The 16,242-nt window shown below is 35.6% G+C and carries 14 protein-coding genes; 6 read left to right on the top strand and 8 right to left on the bottom strand.

What is annotated here, in order from left to right; all coding sequences use genetic code 11:
• Positions 1–98: 98 nt before the first annotated feature.
• Positions 99–1,094 carry a tRNA dihydrouridine synthase DusB gene (gene dusB, locus FB551_RS13815; protein ID WP_142017898.1) on the top strand — a complete coding sequence of 332 codons (996 nt, stop codon included), beginning with the start codon at positions 99–101 and terminating at the stop codon, positions 1,092–1,094.
• A 51-nt stretch (positions 1,095–1,145) separates the two neighbouring features.
• On the opposite strand, the gene deoC is transcribed toward dusB, so the two are convergent.
• The 5 genes from deoC to FB551_RS13840 all read right to left on the bottom strand — a co-directional run bounded on the left by deoC (position 1,146) and on the right by FB551_RS13840 (position 5,637).
• Positions 1,146–1,889: a deoxyribose-phosphate aldolase gene (gene deoC / locus FB551_RS13820; RefSeq protein ID WP_142017899.1), complete on the bottom strand. Its 744-nt coding sequence runs from the start codon at positions 1,887–1,889 to the stop codon at positions 1,146–1,148.
• Between the two features lie 4 nt (positions 1,890–1,893).
• Positions 1,894–2,364 carry an Lrp/AsnC ligand binding domain-containing protein gene (locus tag FB551_RS13825; RefSeq protein WP_002976659.1) on the bottom strand — a complete coding sequence of 157 codons (471 nt, stop codon included), beginning with the start codon at positions 2,362–2,364 and terminating at the stop codon, positions 1,894–1,896.
• Between the two features lie 27 nt (positions 2,365–2,391).
• Entirely contained in the window at positions 2,392–3,327 is a 936-nt protein-coding gene (locus FB551_RS13830) for an endonuclease/exonuclease/phosphatase family protein (protein WP_047435043.1), read from the bottom strand.
• 379 nt (positions 3,328–3,706) lie between these two features.
• The gene (gene trmD / locus FB551_RS13835) at positions 3,707–4,378 is read right to left on the bottom strand and encodes a tRNA (guanosine(37)-N1)-methyltransferase TrmD (protein ID WP_047435045.1); all 672 of its coding nucleotides are present in this window, start codon (positions 4,376–4,378) and stop codon (positions 3,707–3,709) included.
• Positions 4,375–5,637, bottom strand: a complete 1,263-nt coding sequence (locus FB551_RS13840) for an NAD(P)/FAD-dependent oxidoreductase (RefSeq protein ID WP_047435048.1) — start codon at positions 5,635–5,637, stop codon at positions 4,375–4,377. Before FB551_RS13840 ends, trmD begins: the two co-directional genes overlap by 4 nt.
• Before the next feature lie 66 nt (positions 5,638–5,703).
• Between FB551_RS13840 and FB551_RS13845 the strand changes: the two genes are divergently transcribed.
• A complete protein-coding gene (locus FB551_RS13845) occupies positions 5,704–6,567 on the top strand; it encodes a glycoside hydrolase family 25 protein (protein ID WP_047435049.1) in 864 nt (287 codons plus the stop codon).
• 115 nt (positions 6,568–6,682) lie between these two features.
• On the opposite strand, the gene FB551_RS13850 is transcribed toward FB551_RS13845, so the two are convergent.
• Positions 6,683–8,338 carry an alpha/beta fold hydrolase gene (locus FB551_RS13850; protein WP_142017900.1) on the bottom strand — a complete coding sequence of 552 codons (1,656 nt, stop codon included), beginning with the start codon at positions 8,336–8,338 and terminating at the stop codon, positions 6,683–6,685.
• 144 nt (positions 8,339–8,482) lie between these two features.
• Positions 8,483–8,995 (bottom strand): 5' nucleotidase, NT5C type, encoded by a 513-nt coding sequence (locus tag FB551_RS13855; RefSeq protein WP_142017901.1) that lies wholly within the window; start codon positions 8,993–8,995, stop codon positions 8,483–8,485.
• A 218-nt stretch (positions 8,996–9,213) separates the two neighbouring features.
• Between FB551_RS13855 and FB551_RS13860 the strand changes: the two genes are divergently transcribed.
• A complete protein-coding gene (locus FB551_RS13860; protein ID WP_142017902.1) occupies positions 9,214–11,106 on the top strand; it encodes an ABC-F family ATP-binding cassette domain-containing protein in 1,893 nt (630 codons plus the stop codon).
• A 158-nt stretch (positions 11,107–11,264) separates the two neighbouring features.
• Here the strand turns inward: FB551_RS13860 and FB551_RS13865 are convergent, their stop codons facing one another.
• Positions 11,265–12,320 (bottom strand): Gfo/Idh/MocA family oxidoreductase, encoded by a 1,056-nt coding sequence (locus tag FB551_RS13865; RefSeq protein WP_142017903.1) that lies wholly within the window; start codon positions 12,318–12,320, stop codon positions 11,265–11,267.
• 183 nt (positions 12,321–12,503) lie between these two features.
• Between FB551_RS13865 and FB551_RS13870 the strand changes: the two genes are divergently transcribed.
• The 3 genes from FB551_RS13870 to FB551_RS13880 all read left to right on the top strand — a co-directional run bounded on the left by FB551_RS13870 (position 12,504) and on the right by FB551_RS13880 (position 16,197).
• A complete protein-coding gene (locus FB551_RS13870; protein ID WP_142017904.1) occupies positions 12,504–14,741 on the top strand; it encodes a TonB-dependent siderophore receptor in 2,238 nt (745 codons plus the stop codon).
• Between the two features lie 94 nt (positions 14,742–14,835).
• On the top strand, positions 14,836–15,351 hold the full coding sequence (locus tag FB551_RS13875) for a membrane protein (RefSeq protein WP_047435058.1): 516 nt from the start codon (positions 14,836–14,838) through the stop codon (positions 15,349–15,351).
• A 255-nt stretch (positions 15,352–15,606) separates the two neighbouring features.
• Positions 15,607–16,197 carry an outer membrane beta-barrel protein gene (locus FB551_RS13880; RefSeq protein WP_047435061.1) on the top strand — a complete coding sequence of 197 codons (591 nt, stop codon included), beginning with the start codon at positions 15,607–15,609 and terminating at the stop codon, positions 16,195–16,197.
• The last annotated feature ends 45 nt before the right edge of the window (positions 16,198–16,242 follow it).

The raw sequence follows: 16,242 nt of genomic DNA on the forward strand, positions 1-16,242 counted from the left end.
TATCATAAAATCCTTTAAATAACCTAACACAAATAAAACACAATACCACATATTAATTTATAAAATATTGTTTTTTAAGAATTTCGTAAATTTGCAGCATGATAAAAATAGGCAACATAGAACTGCCGGAATTTCCGCTTTTGCTGGCTCCAATGGAAGACGTAAGTGATCCTCCATTCAGACGTTTGTGTAAAATGCATGGTGCAGATTTAATGTATTCGGAATTTATTTCTTCCGAAGGGTTGATTCGTGACGCTATCAAGAGTCGTAAAAAACTGGATATTTTCGATTACGAAAGACCCGTTGGAATACAGATTTTTGGTGGAGACGAAGAAGCTATGGCTATGTCTGCTAGAATTGTGGAAACAGTAAATCCTGATCTGGTAGATATTAATTTCGGGTGTCCTGTAAAAAAAGTTGTCTGCAAAGGAGCAGGAGCTGGTGTTTTGAAAGATATTGACCTCATGGTACGTCTTACAAAAGCTGTTGTAAGCTCTACTCACCTTCCTGTCACGGTAAAAACCCGTTTAGGATGGGACAGTACCAGCATTAATATTGATGAAGTAGCAGAACGTTTGCAGGAAACAGGAATTAAAGCTCTTACGATCCATGCAAGAACCCGTGCTCAGATGTATAAGGGGGAAGCAGACTGGGAGCATATTTCAAGAATTAAACAAAATCCTAATATTGAGATTCCCATTTTTGGAAATGGTGATATCGACTCTGCAGAAAAAGCATTAGCGTATAAACAAAAGTATGCATGTGACGGTATTATGATCGGACGTGCTGCCATTGGATATCCATGGATCTTTAATGAAATCAAACATTTCTTTAATACAGGAGAGCATTTACCTGAACCGACCATTTCAGACCGACTGCTGGCTGTACGTCAACATGCTGAATGGAGTGCCGAATGGAAAGGAGAAAGATTAGGATTGGTAGAAATGAGACAGCATTACAGCAACTATTTCCGTGGAATCCCTCATTTTAAGGAGTTCAGAAAGAAATTCCTGGAAGTTTTCACCATGGAAGAAATGGACAGCTTGATTAAAGAAACCCATCAGTTCTACGAAGAATATCAGGCACAGCTATAAAAATAAAAACCATCAGCAAACTGATGGTTTTTTTTATATTGAGAATCTAATTTAGTATCCTTCTGATGAGGATTCGTTTTTAATTAATCCCAGCGCTGAAGAAGTTCCAATTCTTTTAACTCCCATTTTGATCATTTTCTCAGCATCTTCGGGAGTTCTTACTCCACCTGCTGCTTTTACGGGAAGTTTGCCAGCGTTGCTGAGCATAATTGTTATTCCTTCAAAGGTTGCTCCGTTTGGCTTTCCTTCGGCAGTCTGATAAAATCCTGTTGATGACTTGACAAAAATTTTCGACAATTCATTTTCAGAGAAATTTTCTTCTGCCCAGGTAGAAATCTTTTTGGTAAGATCTGCAATTTGTGCATCCGTTAATGCTGCAATTTCAATAATCCATTTTGCAATTTTATGATGCTCAAGTGATAATTGGGTACATTTTACAAATTCTTCTTTTACCAGTTCTAAATTCCCCTGTAGATAAGCCGTATAATTAATAACGAAATCTAATTCATCTGCTCCGTCTTCTATTGCTTTTAACGCTTCTGCAAGTTTCTCTTCAATAGAATACGTTCCTTCGTGGAAACCTATTACAGTTCCTACTACAACATTTGAATTTCTTTCCTGAATATATTTCTTGATCTCAGATACATAATCCGGTCGAATCATCACGGCAAAAATACCATTGTCTATTGCTTCCTGAGCAAGTTCTTTATCTTTTTGAAGTGTTTCTTCGTGGGAAATACCTGACTGTTCTGGAGTTTTCAGGTAAGTTGAATCCAAATATTGGGCTATGTTCATATTGTTATACTTTCAATTGTCTGTAAATACCTTGTTCTAAAGATATAAAAGTTTCTGTTCTCGTTACTCCCTTCAGCTTTTGAAGCTTACTAAGAATCTGCATTAAGTGATCATTGTCTTTACAAAGCACTTTCAGGAAAATAGTATAATTTCCTGTAGTATAGTGGGCCTCCACTACTTCGTTGATATCATGCAAAGACTTTACCACTTCCGGATAATGGCTTGGCTGATCCAAAAATACACCGATGTAGGAAATCACTTTGTATCCAATTTTCTTAGGGTTAAGAAATGATATTGAATTTTCAATAACTCCTGCATGTTCGAGTTTTTTGATTCTTTGATGCACTGCAGTGGTGGAAATTCCTACATTTTTTGAAATGTGGGCTAAAGAAGTTTTAGCATTATCCATCAACATGTAGATGATTTCTTTGTCAATAGAATCTAAATGGTAGCTTGTGTTGCTCGAATTTTTCATTTTCTACTTTTTTATTATTTATGTTTTTTAATGTAAATTTTTAAATTTTACAAAAACCGGAAAGTGATCGCTGTATCCTCCTAAATACCGTGTACCAGCATATGTTCGGAAAGGTCGTCCTTCAAAATTTCTGGTTCTGCTGCGGATTTTTTCAGAATTAAATATATGGGCATCCTGAAAAGCCAGCGTCTTATTATCAAGCAAAGATCTTGACATAATGATCTGATCATACAGCAATCCAGATTTATAATGAAAAGTAGAATAATTTCTTGTAGAAAACAATTGCTGAAAAGGGTTCATTAAAACCTTCTCATGGTCATTGTCATAGAGAATCTGTACTAAATTTTCATCATCCGGGTTTTCGTTAAAATCACCACACAATATAACATGCTCTTTATCAGCATTTATAATTTTCATAATCCGTTCCCGTACTTCATTCAATATAAAGGTTCTTTTAGGTTTATTGATATCTTTTTCGCGTTTAGAGGGAAGATGCGCGATAAAGACATTAATAATTTCCCCTTTATATTTTATTTTTGAAAAAAGTACGTCTCGGGTTGTGTCGTAATTTTCTGTGTTTTTATTTACTATTTCAAAAAAGAAAGTAATGGTTTCTGAGTCCAGTACCTCTACTTTATTTTTATCATATAACATGGCTACATCCACTTTTCTTTCGTCCATAGAATTGTAATGCACAATTCCATATTCCGAATTAAAGGGGTCCATCTCCACAAGATCTTCTAAGACTTTCCTTCCGGAAACTTCAGATAATCCTATTAAAAATGGTAATACATCATTCTCCTCCTTCATCAACTGAAATACGTGAGAGATCTTGAAAAGCTTATTTCTATATCTCTTTTCATCCCAATTCCTTAATCCTGACCGGGTAGGATCTAATTTGTGGACAGGTTTCGGATCGGGTAAAAATAAATTTTCAACATTATAAAAAGAGAACAGCTCCATCTACACTAATTTCTATACTTTTAATTTATTATGTTCTTTTTACTATGATGTAAATTTATTATTTTTTTTCAAATTTCCGTGATTTACCTCTAAAACGGTAAATCAATTTCCAATAAAAAACAATTCAAATATAGTAAAAAATACTAATGAAGTAAGTCATTATGAATTAATTTTTCAACTATCCTTTAGTTTCGATATATTAATCAAAATTGAGACAATATATAAAATCCGGGATAATAGAAATAAATTTTCAAATTAAAATCGAAAACATTAATATTTTTCGCACTTATCAAAATTACAACAAAAATTATTCCATTTATCTACAACAAATGGAATTAAATAAGGATGCCAAAATCAGACAAGTTCTGACAGTTTTCCTTTACAATAAATCAGGACGTTTTTCCTTTGTGATTCTTACGGCTTCATCATGGCGCCATTCTTCAATCTTTTTAAAATTCCCGCTCAGCAGGATCTTGGGAACATCCAGGCCTTTATAACTTTCAGGCCTTGTATAGATAGGTGGAGAAAGCAGATCATCCTGAAAACTGTCTGTCAATGCGCTCTGTTCATCATTCAAAACTCCGGGAAGCAATCTGATAATCGAGTCCGCCAAAACGCAGGCTGCCAGTTCTCCTCCGGTAAGAACATAATCTCCGATTGATATTTCTTTTGTAATATGAAGGTCTCTTACTCTTTGATCTATTCCCTTGTAGTGCCCGCAAAGAAAGATCAGATTGTCTTTGATAGAAAGTGAATTGGCAATTTTCTGGTTTAGAGTAACCCCATCCGGCGTCAGGTAAATAACCTCATCATAATTTCTTTGAGATTTAAGCTCTGAAATGCATTTATCCAGCGGTTCTACCATCATTACCATTCCTGCTCCGCCTCCGTACGGCTCATCATCTATCTGTCTGTGCTTATTGATTGCCCAGTCTCTCAAATGATGAAAATGTACTTCTACCAGCCCTTTATCCATTGCTCTTTTCAAAATAGAAGTTTGGAACGGACTTTCCATCAATTCCGGAAGTACGCTTATTATGTCAATTCTCATTGTAATGTTCCGTTTTTCTTAGTAGGTATAATAATTAATCTTAAAGAAGAATCTTTGTTGATATAGCTCCACATCCAGTTGAAGAATATGGCCAGCTTATTTCGAACGCTCAAAATTAGCATTAAATGGAGAAACATCCAGAAATACCATGCGAGAAATCCCTGAAATTTTATAAACGGCAGATCGACAACAGCTCTGTGCTTCCCAATAGTCGCTAATGAACCTTTGTCATCATACTCGTATTCTTTCCATTCTTCCTGACTTTTCTTTAAAAGATTTTTACCTAAATTTTTTGCCTGATTAATGGCTACGTTAGCTACCTGAGGATGTCCCTGTGGATATTTTGGTGTTTCCATATAGGCAATATCTCCGATGGCATAAATATTATCGTAACCCTGTATTTTATTATATCGATCTACAATATATCTGTTTCTTACTAATTTTTCTTCCGGGAAACCTCCTACTACATTTCCTGTCACTCCGGCTGCCCAGATGACATTATTGGATGGTATTTCTTTTCCGCTTCTGAGGTGTACTTTATCTCCGTCATAGTCTGTTACTACTTCTCCGCTCAAAAAAGTGACTCCGAGATCTTTGAGGTATTTCTCAGATTTTTCCTGTGCCTCGCTGCTCATTACAGCCAGTGGTTTTTCTGTGGAACTTACCAGGATAATCTTGAGATGATCAAAATTCATGTAAGGATAATCTCTTGGAAGGATGTCTTTTTTCATTTCAGCAAAAGCTCCTGCCAGTTCTACGCCGGTGGGGCCGCTTCCCACGATTACAATATTCCAGTTTCCGTCATCGCTCCGGCTTTTTTCAATAATCAGTTTTTCAAAGGTCGTCAAAACATGATTTCGGATACTGATGGCTTCCTGGGTATTTTTCATTCCGAAAGCTTTTCCTTCCAGATCTTTATTTCCGAAAAAATTAGTTTTACAGCCCGTTGCAATGATGAGTTTATCATAAGTAAATTCTGCTTCGTCGGTAATGACTTTATTGTTGGCAGGGTCTATTTCTTTCACCTCTGTCATACGGAACTGTGTGTTTCTGGATTGCTGAAAAATCTTTCTGAAGGGAAAAGAAATGTTGGAAGGTTCTATCCTTCCTGAGGCTACCTGATAAAAAAGCGGCTGAAACATATGGTGGTTCATCCGGTCGAGAACAATGACCTTTTTGTTCTTGTTATTCAATGTTTTTGCAAGCTGCAGCCCCGCAAATCCTCCTCCAATAATGATGATTTTTTCGCGTGTTTCCATAATACACAAATTTACTGATTTTATTTTAGCATTTGGCAGTGAAAAAAGTTAGTTTTGCAAAACTTTATGACACCTAAAAAGTACACCAAAAAAACTGCCAAACAAGTCCATAAATCGCGACGGAAGAAGTATTTTTTCCGAAGGTGGGTAATATTGGCAATTTTACTAATAGCATTAGTAGGAACAGGACTTTATTTAAGGCAGTCCGTCAGTTATTACTATGCCTTGTACTTTAATAAATTTAAGCATAAAAAACTTCATAACAGTGAAAAGGAGGCTGCAAGAATTCAGAGAATTTTGGCCAGCAACCTTGACAAGACCTACGGCTTTGATGTTTCGCATTATCAGAACCGGGAAGATATCAAATGGGACAGTCTCAGCATCGGAAATAAAACAATTCCACTGGAGTTTGTGGTAATGCGTGCAACGATGGGAAACCGAAGTGCCGACAAGCATTTTGATGAATTCTGGGAAAGTGCTAAAAAGCATGATCTGATCCGGGGTGCCTATCATTTTTACAGAGCTGATGAAGATCCTGTGATCCAGGCCAATAATTTTTTAGAGAATGTAAAACTTGAAAGTGGGGATCTTCCTCCGATTCTTGATATTGAAAAGATTCCGAAGCGTAAAACCAACAAAAAACTGATTGAAGACCTGAAAGTATGGTGTAAAATTGTAGAGGACGCCTATGGTGAAAAGCCCATCATCTATACGTACTACCATTACTATAAAGATTTTCTGAAAGGCGAGTTTGAAGGTTACCCTTTATGGCTTGCCAATTACAATGATGTTCCTTCTCCTTCACCTGATGATGAATGGGATTTCTGGCAGTTTACGGAAAACGGGATTGTTCACGGCATCAATGCTAAAGTGGATCTTGATATTTACAATGGTAATTCGTGGTCGTTAAAAAGGCTGACGCTGGATTAAAAGAAGAAAATGAAAGCAGAAAAACAGGAGTTGATAAAATTTCAATGAGTCAACTTATAGAAGCTGACTGATATCACTTCCAGCCTCCATCTTCCTGCTTCCAGCCTTTACTTATCTAATTACTTTTTCCTAAAAAATTGAGAATATCTGTATTGAGCTGATCTGCATTTTCAAAGGGAATCATATGGGTGGCATTGCTGTAGATTTTTAGTTCAGCATTGGGAATTTCTTTAGCAATAAGTTCGGTATGATCACGTTTGATAACATCATTATCACCTGCAATAACCAATACTTTATTTCCAATTTTATTTAAATCTTTCTTCGCGATACGCGGCTGTGTCAGCATAATTTTCAAAAGCCTTTGCTCATTAAACTGTTCTGGTTTTTTCAGTTCTTTCAACACCAGCATTTTATTTTCAAAATGATCCGTAAGCCTGTTGTCTACTCCATCAGGAAATGCATTGGCTCCAATTGTGATGAGCTTGTTCAGTTTTTCCGGATATTTCAGGGCAAATTCCAGTCCGGTATTTCCGCCGTCACTCCAACCTGCAATATTTACTTTATTGAGCTTTAATTGGTCTGCTACTGCTTTTACATCATCAGCAAACATTTTGTAAGTAAAATCTTTTTTAGAAGAATCGATGCTTTTCCCCTGCCCTCTCGTATCTATGGCAATTACTTTATACTGCTTTGATAAAACAGGAATCTGCTGATAGAAATCTTTAATACTTCCGGAATTGCCATGAAGCAGAATCAATGGTTCTCCTTCACCGTAGATTTCATAATACAGATTGGTATCCTGAAGTTTCAGATAATTTCCCACTGCCTTATTCTGGCCATATACTGTTTGCTCTGACTCCTGGATATATTTTGATACATCAGGCATCAGTGCTACTGCACTATCATCTACAAATCCGTTTTCATCATCCGTATTTTTATCTCCGTTTTTATCCATTTTCACGTCAATATTAATAGCAGGTGCAGCAATGGTCATTTTTTGCCAGTCACCATAAAATTCTCTTATAAATCCGGTTCTGAACAAAGCAGCACTGATTTTAATTCTTCCAGCAAAATCTTTTAAAAACTGTATCCCTATGAAAAATTTTCCATGCACCCAGATATTACGATCATTCACATCCAGTGTATAAGTTCCGTCCCTGATCATATTTTCAGTAAGTTCTACTGTAATCTCTTCTTCAAGAATATTCTTGTCCGGGAAACCGTTTTTCTCACTATAAATACTATACCTCATCAGAACCGGCTCGTTAGAAACATAACTGGCTATGTTCAGATTAATATTTTTAATTTTTGATCTCTTTTTAGCATTGAATTCCAATGCTGTTTCTCCGAGAAAATTTTTCTTATCAAATTCCGGATTAACGAAATAAGTAACGCTTTTCGTCTTTGTATTGACTCCCCAGTTTTTATCTACAAGTTTCTTCGCTTTAACGGTAATCTCTTTGATATTTTTAGTTTTCTCTGTTAAAAATATTTTTTGCTGATCATGTTTTTTAAAGTCCTGTACTGTTTCCTGATAAGAATCAAATCCCGGTACTTCTATTTTTATTTTCTGTTGGGGATCTGTATTGGAAAGATCCATTGAAAAGTTCCCTTTTTCATCTGAGATCGTTCCGATTGATTTCTTTTCAATTCCGATTTTCACATAAGGGATCGGTTGGTTTTCATTTTTAGAAATGATGGTTCCGGAAATAACCTGGGCATGGAAGGCTGAAGCTGCCAAAAGGAAGAATAAAGTATGGTATATTTTCATGTTAAAAGTTTGACGCAAACTTATTTATTTTCAACAGGCCGCTGTCACAATTCTTTATTAAATTTATTCTTCCCTTAGTTAAAATTCTTTTAAATAATTTTTGTTTTTTTACAATAATCATAAAAATATTTAAATTCCTTTCATTTAAAGAATACCCATAATTTCTTCCCATGAATGAACTCTTTCGTACGTTTCATTTTCTATCAGTTCATTATGAGGTTGGGTAAATATCAGTCTCTGCCCTGAAAAATGATCTAAATTTTTAGGATAATCATCAATCATGATATCTCCTGATACTACTTTTTTACTTCCACAAAGAACAATCTGTTCCCAGGTAATAAATGGAAAATGCTCTGCCAGCCAATCATACTTTTCTCTTAAGCTGTTCGGAAACTCCATTCCGGCCGAGACAATATAGAGTTCATATTTATTGTTCAGATATTCTATTGCTTCACGGCTTCCTTTCATTAAAGGCAGTGTTCTGAAAAACCCTATTTCGTTAACATGTTTTTTTCCATTCGGAAAAGACTCTATTTCAGGCTTACCAGCCAAATCACTGATTTCAATTTCTCTTCCGGTATCTCTTTTTTCGAATTCTACCAGCTGATGATATACATCCGCCATTACCCCGTCCATATCGACAATAACTTTTTTCATTGTTTCCATCAGATTCTTGTATTATGTATTACTGTTTTAAACTGTATATTTTATTGTTACTGATCAAATTTACTGATTAGTTTTTGCAGGCAAGGGACACAGTCTATTAAAAAATCATAAATATTCATTTTTATAAGAAGCGTTCCGGAAAGTTTTATGGCTACATTTTCGTATTTTTGCGACTTAGTTAAAAATTAAAATCAAACTATTAATTCCCAATGAATTACGTTTCTGCAGAAAATCTTACCAAATCTTACGGCATCAAAGTTTTGTTTAAAAATATTTCTTTCCACATCAATGAAGGAGATAAAATAGCTATTGTTGCCAAAAACGGAAGTGGAAAATCTACTCTTCTGAAAATATTAATGGGTAAAGAAATTGCAGACAGCGGAACTGCGATCATCAACAAAGATATCCAGGTGGTATTATTTGACCAGGAAATTGATTATGATCCAAAGCTCAGCATTGAAGAATTTATGATGGCGCTGGATTCGGAACCTATTCTTGCGCTTAAAAACTATCATCAGTCCCTTCATTCTACAGATAATGATTTTATTGAGAAAGCATTGGCTGATATGGAAGTTCATAAGGCTTGGGATCTGGAAAATGAAATGAAACAGATTCTTTCCCAGCTTAAAATTACTGACCTGAATGCTAAAATGGGCACTCTTTCCGGAGGGCAGATCAAACGTGTTGCTTTAGCTAAACTTTTAACGGAAACAAGAGCTGAGCACAGGCACACCCTTCTTATCATGGATGAACCTACCAACCACCTGGATGTGGATATGGTAGAATGGCTTGAAAATTATCTGAACAAGGCAAAAATCACCTTATTACTGGTAACCCACGACCGATATTTCCTTGACAGTGTTTGTGATATTATCTGGGAAATGGAGGATCAGAATCTTTATGTTCACAATGGTTCTTATGCTACTTACCTTGAGAACAAGATGATTCGTGAGGAAAACCTTAATGCTACAATTGACAAAGCCAACAACCTTTACCGAAAGGAACTGGAATGGATGCGCAGACAACCAAAAGCCAGAACCACTAAATCAAAAAGCAGAATTGATGCTTTCTATGAAACTGAAAAGGTTGCCAAAACCGATACCAGAAAAGACGGACTGGAACTGGATTTTGAAATGAAACGTCTCGGAAATAAAATTCTTGAACTCAAACATATTGACAAGAGCTTTGGACCTAAAGTTCTTTTAAAAGATTTCAGCTACCAGTTTCAACGTGGAGAAAAGGTGGGGATCATCGGGAAAAACGGGGCGGGAAAATCTACCCTGCTTAATATCATTCAAGGGTTGGAAAAAGCTGATAATGGTGAAATTGAAACCGGAGAAACTATTTCTTTCGGTTATTTCTCACAAAAAGGGCTTACCTATAAAGAAGATGAGCGTGTAATAGATTTCATCAAGGAAATTGCAGAATTCTATCCTTTAGCAAATGGTAAAAGCTTATCCGCATCACAGTTCTTAAGATTGTTCTTATTTGATGATCAGACACAATATTCTCCTATCTCCAAACTTTCGGGAGGTGAAAAGAGAAGACTTCACCTGATGTATATTTTGTATCAGAATCCTAATTTCCTGATTTTTGATGAGCCTACAAATGATCTTGATCTTCCCACGCTAACGGTTCTTGAAAACTTCCTTCAGCAATTCCAGGGATCTTTGATTATAGTTTCCCACGACAGATATTTCATGGACAGAATTGTAGATCATGTACTGGCTTTTGAGGGCAATGGAAAAATTCGTGATTTTGTAGGGAACTTCTCAGAATATAGAGAAGCCAGGAGCCGTGAAGAAGCATTAGAAAAAAATGCAGCGGTAAAACCTGAACCTGTAAAAGAAGCAATTTCTTCGGCAGAAGTTACTCAGTCTTCGAATTCTAAAAGAAAACTCACTTTTAAAGAGCAAAGAGAACTGGAAACCATTGAAAAAGAAATGCCTGAACTGGAAGCACAGCGCGCTAAAATTCTGGAGCAGCTCAATAACGAAGCTGATTATGAAAAAATCGCCACACTTTCTTCAGAGTTAGAAACGGTTTCAGAAAAACTGGAGAACCACGAAATGAGATGGCTGGAACTTCAGGAAATCCTTTAATAATGATGAGTTAAAAATTATGAATTATGAATGAATTTAAAGAGTTTGAGGGTTTGAGAGTAAACGAGTTGAAGGCTTCTAATCACAACCGTATCAACCTTGAACTTTAAACCTTAAACTTTGAATCTTGAATTCCTTCATAATTCATAACTTATCATTTATAATTGAATAACCCTTTCTTCTTTAGCACTTTCTAAGGAAGCATCAATGATTTTCATATTCTGAATAACTTCTTTTCCGGGAGATGGTAAAGCATATCCGAAAACAATGTGCTCGTAGATCTGCTGGTAATAATTCATATAGTTTCCCGCTTCACTGTAGGTAAGAATTCTTTCTGTTTCAGAATCATCATTCAGGTAGTTTAAAATTCCGTCCGGTTCTTTTAGCGGCTGTGTCCATTCTTTACCATATTCAGGAACGGCACCTGCAACCAGTTCATTTTCCTGATTATCGGTTCTTTCCTGCAGGAAAGTTCCTTTGTCTCCATGCACTGTATAGGCATAATGCCCTTCTTTACTGAAAACAGATGATTTCAGTCTTACTCTCAGATTATCTTTATAGAATAAGAGAATTTCAAAATAATCGTTAGCGAACTCAGCTCCTTTCATAGAAAATACATCGGCAAAAAGTTTTTCAGGATATCCAAAATACTGAACCGCCTGATCTACAAGATGTGCTCCCAGATCATGAAGTGATCCTGATCCCACCTGATCCGGACTTTCCTTATGCTGTTTTCCACTGGCAGTAGTACGGAACCTGTCAAAGCGGATTTCAGCTTCTTTAATATTCCCTGTTTTCTTATCATTCAGGATCTTTTGAACCTGTAGAAAATCACGGTCGAATCTTCTGTTTTGATATACACTCAAAAACAATCCTTTTTCTTCCGCCAATTGTACCAGCTCTTCTGCTTCGGCAACATTGACTGTAAAAGGTTTTTCTACAATAATATTTTTTCCTGCTTCCAGTGCTTTTTTGGCGTACTCATAATGGGTCTGAACCGGAGTATTGATAATCACCAATTCTACATCTGCCTGCTGAAGCATTTCTTCCACAGAACGGTAGATGGTTGCATCGGGGTATTTCTCCTTCGATTCTTCCTTACTTCTTTCTACTACCGCAGACATAAAAAATCCCGGATGTTCCTTTAAAAAGGGAGCATGGAATACTTTTCCACTCATTCCAAAGGCACAAAGCCCTGCTTTTACCAATTGCATATTATAATTTTTAAACAAATATATTCATAAAAAATTCTGTATTCCCCGGTCTAAAGGAGCTATAGAAATAATCCATCTCAGTAACTCTGAAAAATATGATTTAAATCATGAAATTATTTTTATCTATTCTAAACAAATACTTACATTTGCGCCTTATTTAAAACTGTTCTACATAAAAATAAAATGAAAAGACAATTACTTTCTTTAGGTCTTCTATTAATCGCTGTTTCAGCAAGTTCACAGCTGAAAAACGTTGAAGCAGATACTATCAGAACTCAGACCATTGAGGATATTAACCTTCACAAAACGGGAAATCCTAACCAGGCAAGACCATTATCAACAAAGTCAAATCTGACAGTAATGGAAAATCCTCAGCCTATTGCTATTGTAACGCACGAAATCATTGAGCAGCAGCAGGCAAAACAATTGAGTGATGTTCTTCAGAATGTAAACGGAATGTATGTTACTTCATCAAGAGGAAATTCTCAGGACAGCTTTGGCGGACGTGGTTTCATTTTAGGAAATGATAATATCTTCAAAAACGGAACAAGAGTAAACAGTGGGGTTTTTCCTGAAGTAAGTGGTCTGGAAAGAGTTGAAGTTTTAAAAGGGGCAAATGCAATGTTATTTGGTAATGCTGCAGCAGGTGGTATCATCAATATGATTACAAAGAAACCTAAATTCAATTTTGGAGGAAGTATTGGATTAAATGGCGGAAGCTGGAATTCTTACAAACCAACTGTTGATATTTATGGCCCTCTATCAAAAAATATTGCTTTCAGAGTAAATGGAGCTTACGAATATGCAGAAAGTTTCAGAGATGTTGTAGAATCAGAAAAATATTATTTCAATCCTTCATTCCTTTTCAATTTAAGCCCAAAATCACAATTGATCGTTGAGGCAGATTATCTTAAGAATAATTTTACTCCTGATTTCGGTCTTGGATCCATCACTAATCCTGATGGAAGTTATAAAATCAATGATCTTCTACCTAAAAATGCTTTCTTGGGAGCGGACTGGCAATATCAAAATGTAGAGCAAGTTTCTACCAATGTAACTTTTAATCACCAGTTCACTGATAAGTGGTCATTAAATGCTGTAGCTTCTTATCAGAACTATACTAAAGACTACTACTCTACTGAAAGAGTACAATGGGGATATGAAAAGAATACAAACCGTCTTTTCTGGCAAAGACCTTTAAATAAAACATTTAACGAACAAAATTACACTTCATTACAAGTTAATATTAATGGAGAGTTCAATACTGGAAAAATCAATCATAAGGTTTTAATTGGTACTGATGGAGACTACGGTGTTCAAAATAACTATACTTACACCAATCCAACAGTTTATGGGACTAATGGTAATACAGCTACCATTAATAATAACCTTTATTTAGATGATTCATCAACTTGGGCTAGTGGAAAAATGCCTGACGCATCCTTAAAAGATAGAACAAGAATCCCTACACAAAGATTTGGTATATATATTCAGGACTTCATAAGCCTTACCAAGCAACTTAAAGTAATTGCTGGTTTAAGATGGTCTTATTTGGAAACAATGACTAATACTAAAAATACATTTTCAAATGATCTTGGAGATGTTGATCAAAAAAATACAGCAATATCTGACAGAGCATTTTCGCCAAAAGCAGGTTTAGTATATATGCCAAACGATAACCTTTCCGTATTTGCAACCTATACCAATTCTTTTGCTCAAAATACAGGAAAAGATATTTATGAACAAGCATTAAAGCCTACTACTATTGATCAATATGAAGCAGGAGTAAAAAAGAATTTCTGGAATAATGCTTTAGCTGTAAACCTGACAGCATATCAAATTGTTTACAATAATTATTATCAAACCGCACCTCAATTAGCAAATGGGCAGGCCAATTCAGATTCATTCTATAAAGAATTCGCAGGAAAAATGAGAAGCCGTGGTGTTGAATTGGATATTACAGGAAACCCAACAGAAAATTTATCAATTATCGGTGGATTCTCTTATAACAACTCTGTATATCTTGATACACCAGACGGTTTTGGATATGTTGAGAAACAACGATTGGTAAGAACGCCAGCTACAACAGCAAACGCCTCTGTATTTTATAAATTCACGCGTTATGCAAAAGGACTTAAAGTAGGTGCAGGTGCATACTTTATCGGTGACAGATTAGCCGGATGGAATGATACAAAAAATGGTTCTACAGGCCTGGGTGCAAGAAACGGAATCAGCAGATCATTTGCTTTAAAGGATTACACTACCGTAATGGTATCTGTAGGATACGAGTGGAAAAAATTCTCCATCCAAGGGAAAGTGGGGAACCTGTTTAATGTCGAAAACTACAATGTTCACGAGAATTATTCAGTGAATCCGATTACACCTAGAAATTACTATTTCACATTAACATACAGACTCTAGAATTCTTTATAAAATAATTCTTTCATTAAAAGTGGAGATTGCATTTTTGCAGTTTCCACTTTTGAAATTTAAAACAAAAACAAAACAATAGGATATGGATAAGATTAAAGACACAAGAAGCTTCATGAGAATTACACACCGTTATCTGGGATATTTCCTTGCCGGAATTATGGCTGTATATTCGTTAAGCGGAATTCTTCTGGTGTACAGAGACACTGATTTTCTGAAAAGCGAAAAAAAGTATGAAAAAAATATCGCAGCCAATCTTTCAGAAAAAGAATTGAAAAAAGAGCTTAAGATGAAAGGCCTTGAAGTGGAAAAAACGGAAGGAAGCGTTCTTTATTTTAAACAGGGAACTTATGACAGTGCAACCGGAAAAGCGAAATACACTAAAAAGGAACTGCCTTTTGTATTGGATAAAATGGTTTCTCTTCACAAATCACAATCTAAAGATGCCATCTCTCCGCTAAGCGTATTCTTTGGAGTTTCCCTTTTCTTTTTCGTCATTTCAAGTTTCTGGATGTTTAATCCCAAGACAAAAGCTTTTAAACGAGGTATCAAATTTACGATTGCAGGGCTTATCATTTCTGTGATTCTTTTATTTATTTAAAAAATCAACATAAAATAAAGATTTTATATAATTAATGACATACCACCTGCTTTTATCATTTTATTCTTAAAACATTCATTTTATTTTCTTTATTATTACAACGTATGGAGTCAATAGGTTAAAAAAATAAACTATATCTCACTGAAAATCTTAACGTTTGTTTTGATAAATTACGTAAAATTAAGAGTCTGGCACATTTATTGTTTTTTCTATAATTCGTGAATAATAAACATTTAATTATTAAAATAATAAATTATGAAAAAACTTATTTTAACAGGAATATTAGCCGTAGCAGGCTTAACAGCAACTGCCAACGCTCAGATTCAAAAAGGTAATTGGATGGTAGGGGGTAACCTTGTAGGGGCAAATTTTGGTTTAAATGAAGGTGCGGGATACAACTTTGCAATTCAGCCAAAAGGAGCATATTTCATTGAAGATAATATCGCAGTTGGGGGATACGTAGATTTAGGTTTCAAAGGAGCTAAAGATGCACCCACTACTTTTACATACAATGTAGGAGCATTAGGACGTTACTATCTTAACCCGGGAGAGCAAGGAGTAAACAACTTACTACACCACGGAAGATGGTTTTTCGAAGGTAATGTAGGTGTTGGAGGAATGTCAATCTCTAAAGGAGGTTCTTCATCTAACGGACTTAACTTCGGATTCGGACCTGGTTATTCTTACTTTATCACTCCAAACATCGGATTGGAAGGTTTAGTGAAATATGATGCAAACGCGGGATTCGGAAGCGGTGGATATACTAACAAAATTACTTTTGGTTTAGGATTCCAGATTTACCTTCCAACGTCTAAAGCGAAACAAATCATCAACGACGTTAAGTAATCACAATACTTATAAAAAAATGAAAGCGCCCCGAAAAATAAATTT

The organism is Chryseobacterium aquifrigidense (genome assembly GCF_006716485.1).
Taxonomy (GTDB): domain Bacteria; phylum Bacteroidota; class Bacteroidia; order Flavobacteriales; family Weeksellaceae; genus Chryseobacterium; species Chryseobacterium vietnamense.

What these genes read in the sequence shown, in the direction of transcription:
- dusB (WP_142017898.1), top strand. Translation starts at nt 99, where the DNA reads ATGATAAAAATAGGCAACATAGAACTGCCGGAATTTCCGCTTTTGCTG.
- deoC (WP_142017899.1), bottom strand. Translation starts at nt 1,889, where the DNA reads ATGAACATAGCCCAATATTTGGATTCAACTTACCTGAAAACTCCAGAA.
- FB551_RS13825 (WP_002976659.1), bottom strand. Translation starts at nt 2,364, where the DNA reads ATGAAAAATTCGAGCAACACAAGCTACCATTTAGATTCTATTGACAAA.
- FB551_RS13830 (WP_047435043.1), bottom strand. Translation starts at nt 3,327, where the DNA reads ATGGAGCTGTTCTCTTTTTATAATGTTGAAAATTTATTTTTACCCGAT.
- trmD (WP_047435045.1), bottom strand. Translation starts at nt 4,378, where the DNA reads ATGAGAATTGACATAATAAGCGTACTTCCGGAATTGATGGAAAGTCCG.
- FB551_RS13840 (WP_047435048.1), bottom strand. Translation starts at nt 5,637, where the DNA reads ATGGAAACACGCGAAAAAATCATCATTATTGGAGGAGGATTTGCGGGG.
- FB551_RS13845 (WP_047435049.1), top strand. Translation starts at nt 5,704, where the DNA reads ATGACACCTAAAAAGTACACCAAAAAAACTGCCAAACAAGTCCATAAA.
- FB551_RS13850 (WP_142017900.1), bottom strand. Translation starts at nt 8,338, where the DNA reads ATGAAAATATACCATACTTTATTCTTCCTTTTGGCAGCTTCAGCCTTC.
- FB551_RS13855 (WP_142017901.1), bottom strand. Translation starts at nt 8,995, where the DNA reads ATGAAAAAAGTTATTGTCGATATGGACGGGGTAATGGCGGATGTATAT.
- FB551_RS13860 (WP_142017902.1), top strand. Translation starts at nt 9,214, where the DNA reads ATGAATTACGTTTCTGCAGAAAATCTTACCAAATCTTACGGCATCAAA.
- FB551_RS13865 (WP_142017903.1), bottom strand. Translation starts at nt 12,320, where the DNA reads ATGCAATTGGTAAAAGCAGGGCTTTGTGCCTTTGGAATGAGTGGAAAA.
- FB551_RS13870 (WP_142017904.1), top strand. Translation starts at nt 12,504, where the DNA reads ATGAAAAGACAATTACTTTCTTTAGGTCTTCTATTAATCGCTGTTTCA.
- FB551_RS13875 (WP_047435058.1), top strand. Translation starts at nt 14,836, where the DNA reads ATGGATAAGATTAAAGACACAAGAAGCTTCATGAGAATTACACACCGT.
- FB551_RS13880 (WP_047435061.1), top strand. Translation starts at nt 15,607, where the DNA reads ATGAAAAAACTTATTTTAACAGGAATATTAGCCGTAGCAGGCTTAACA.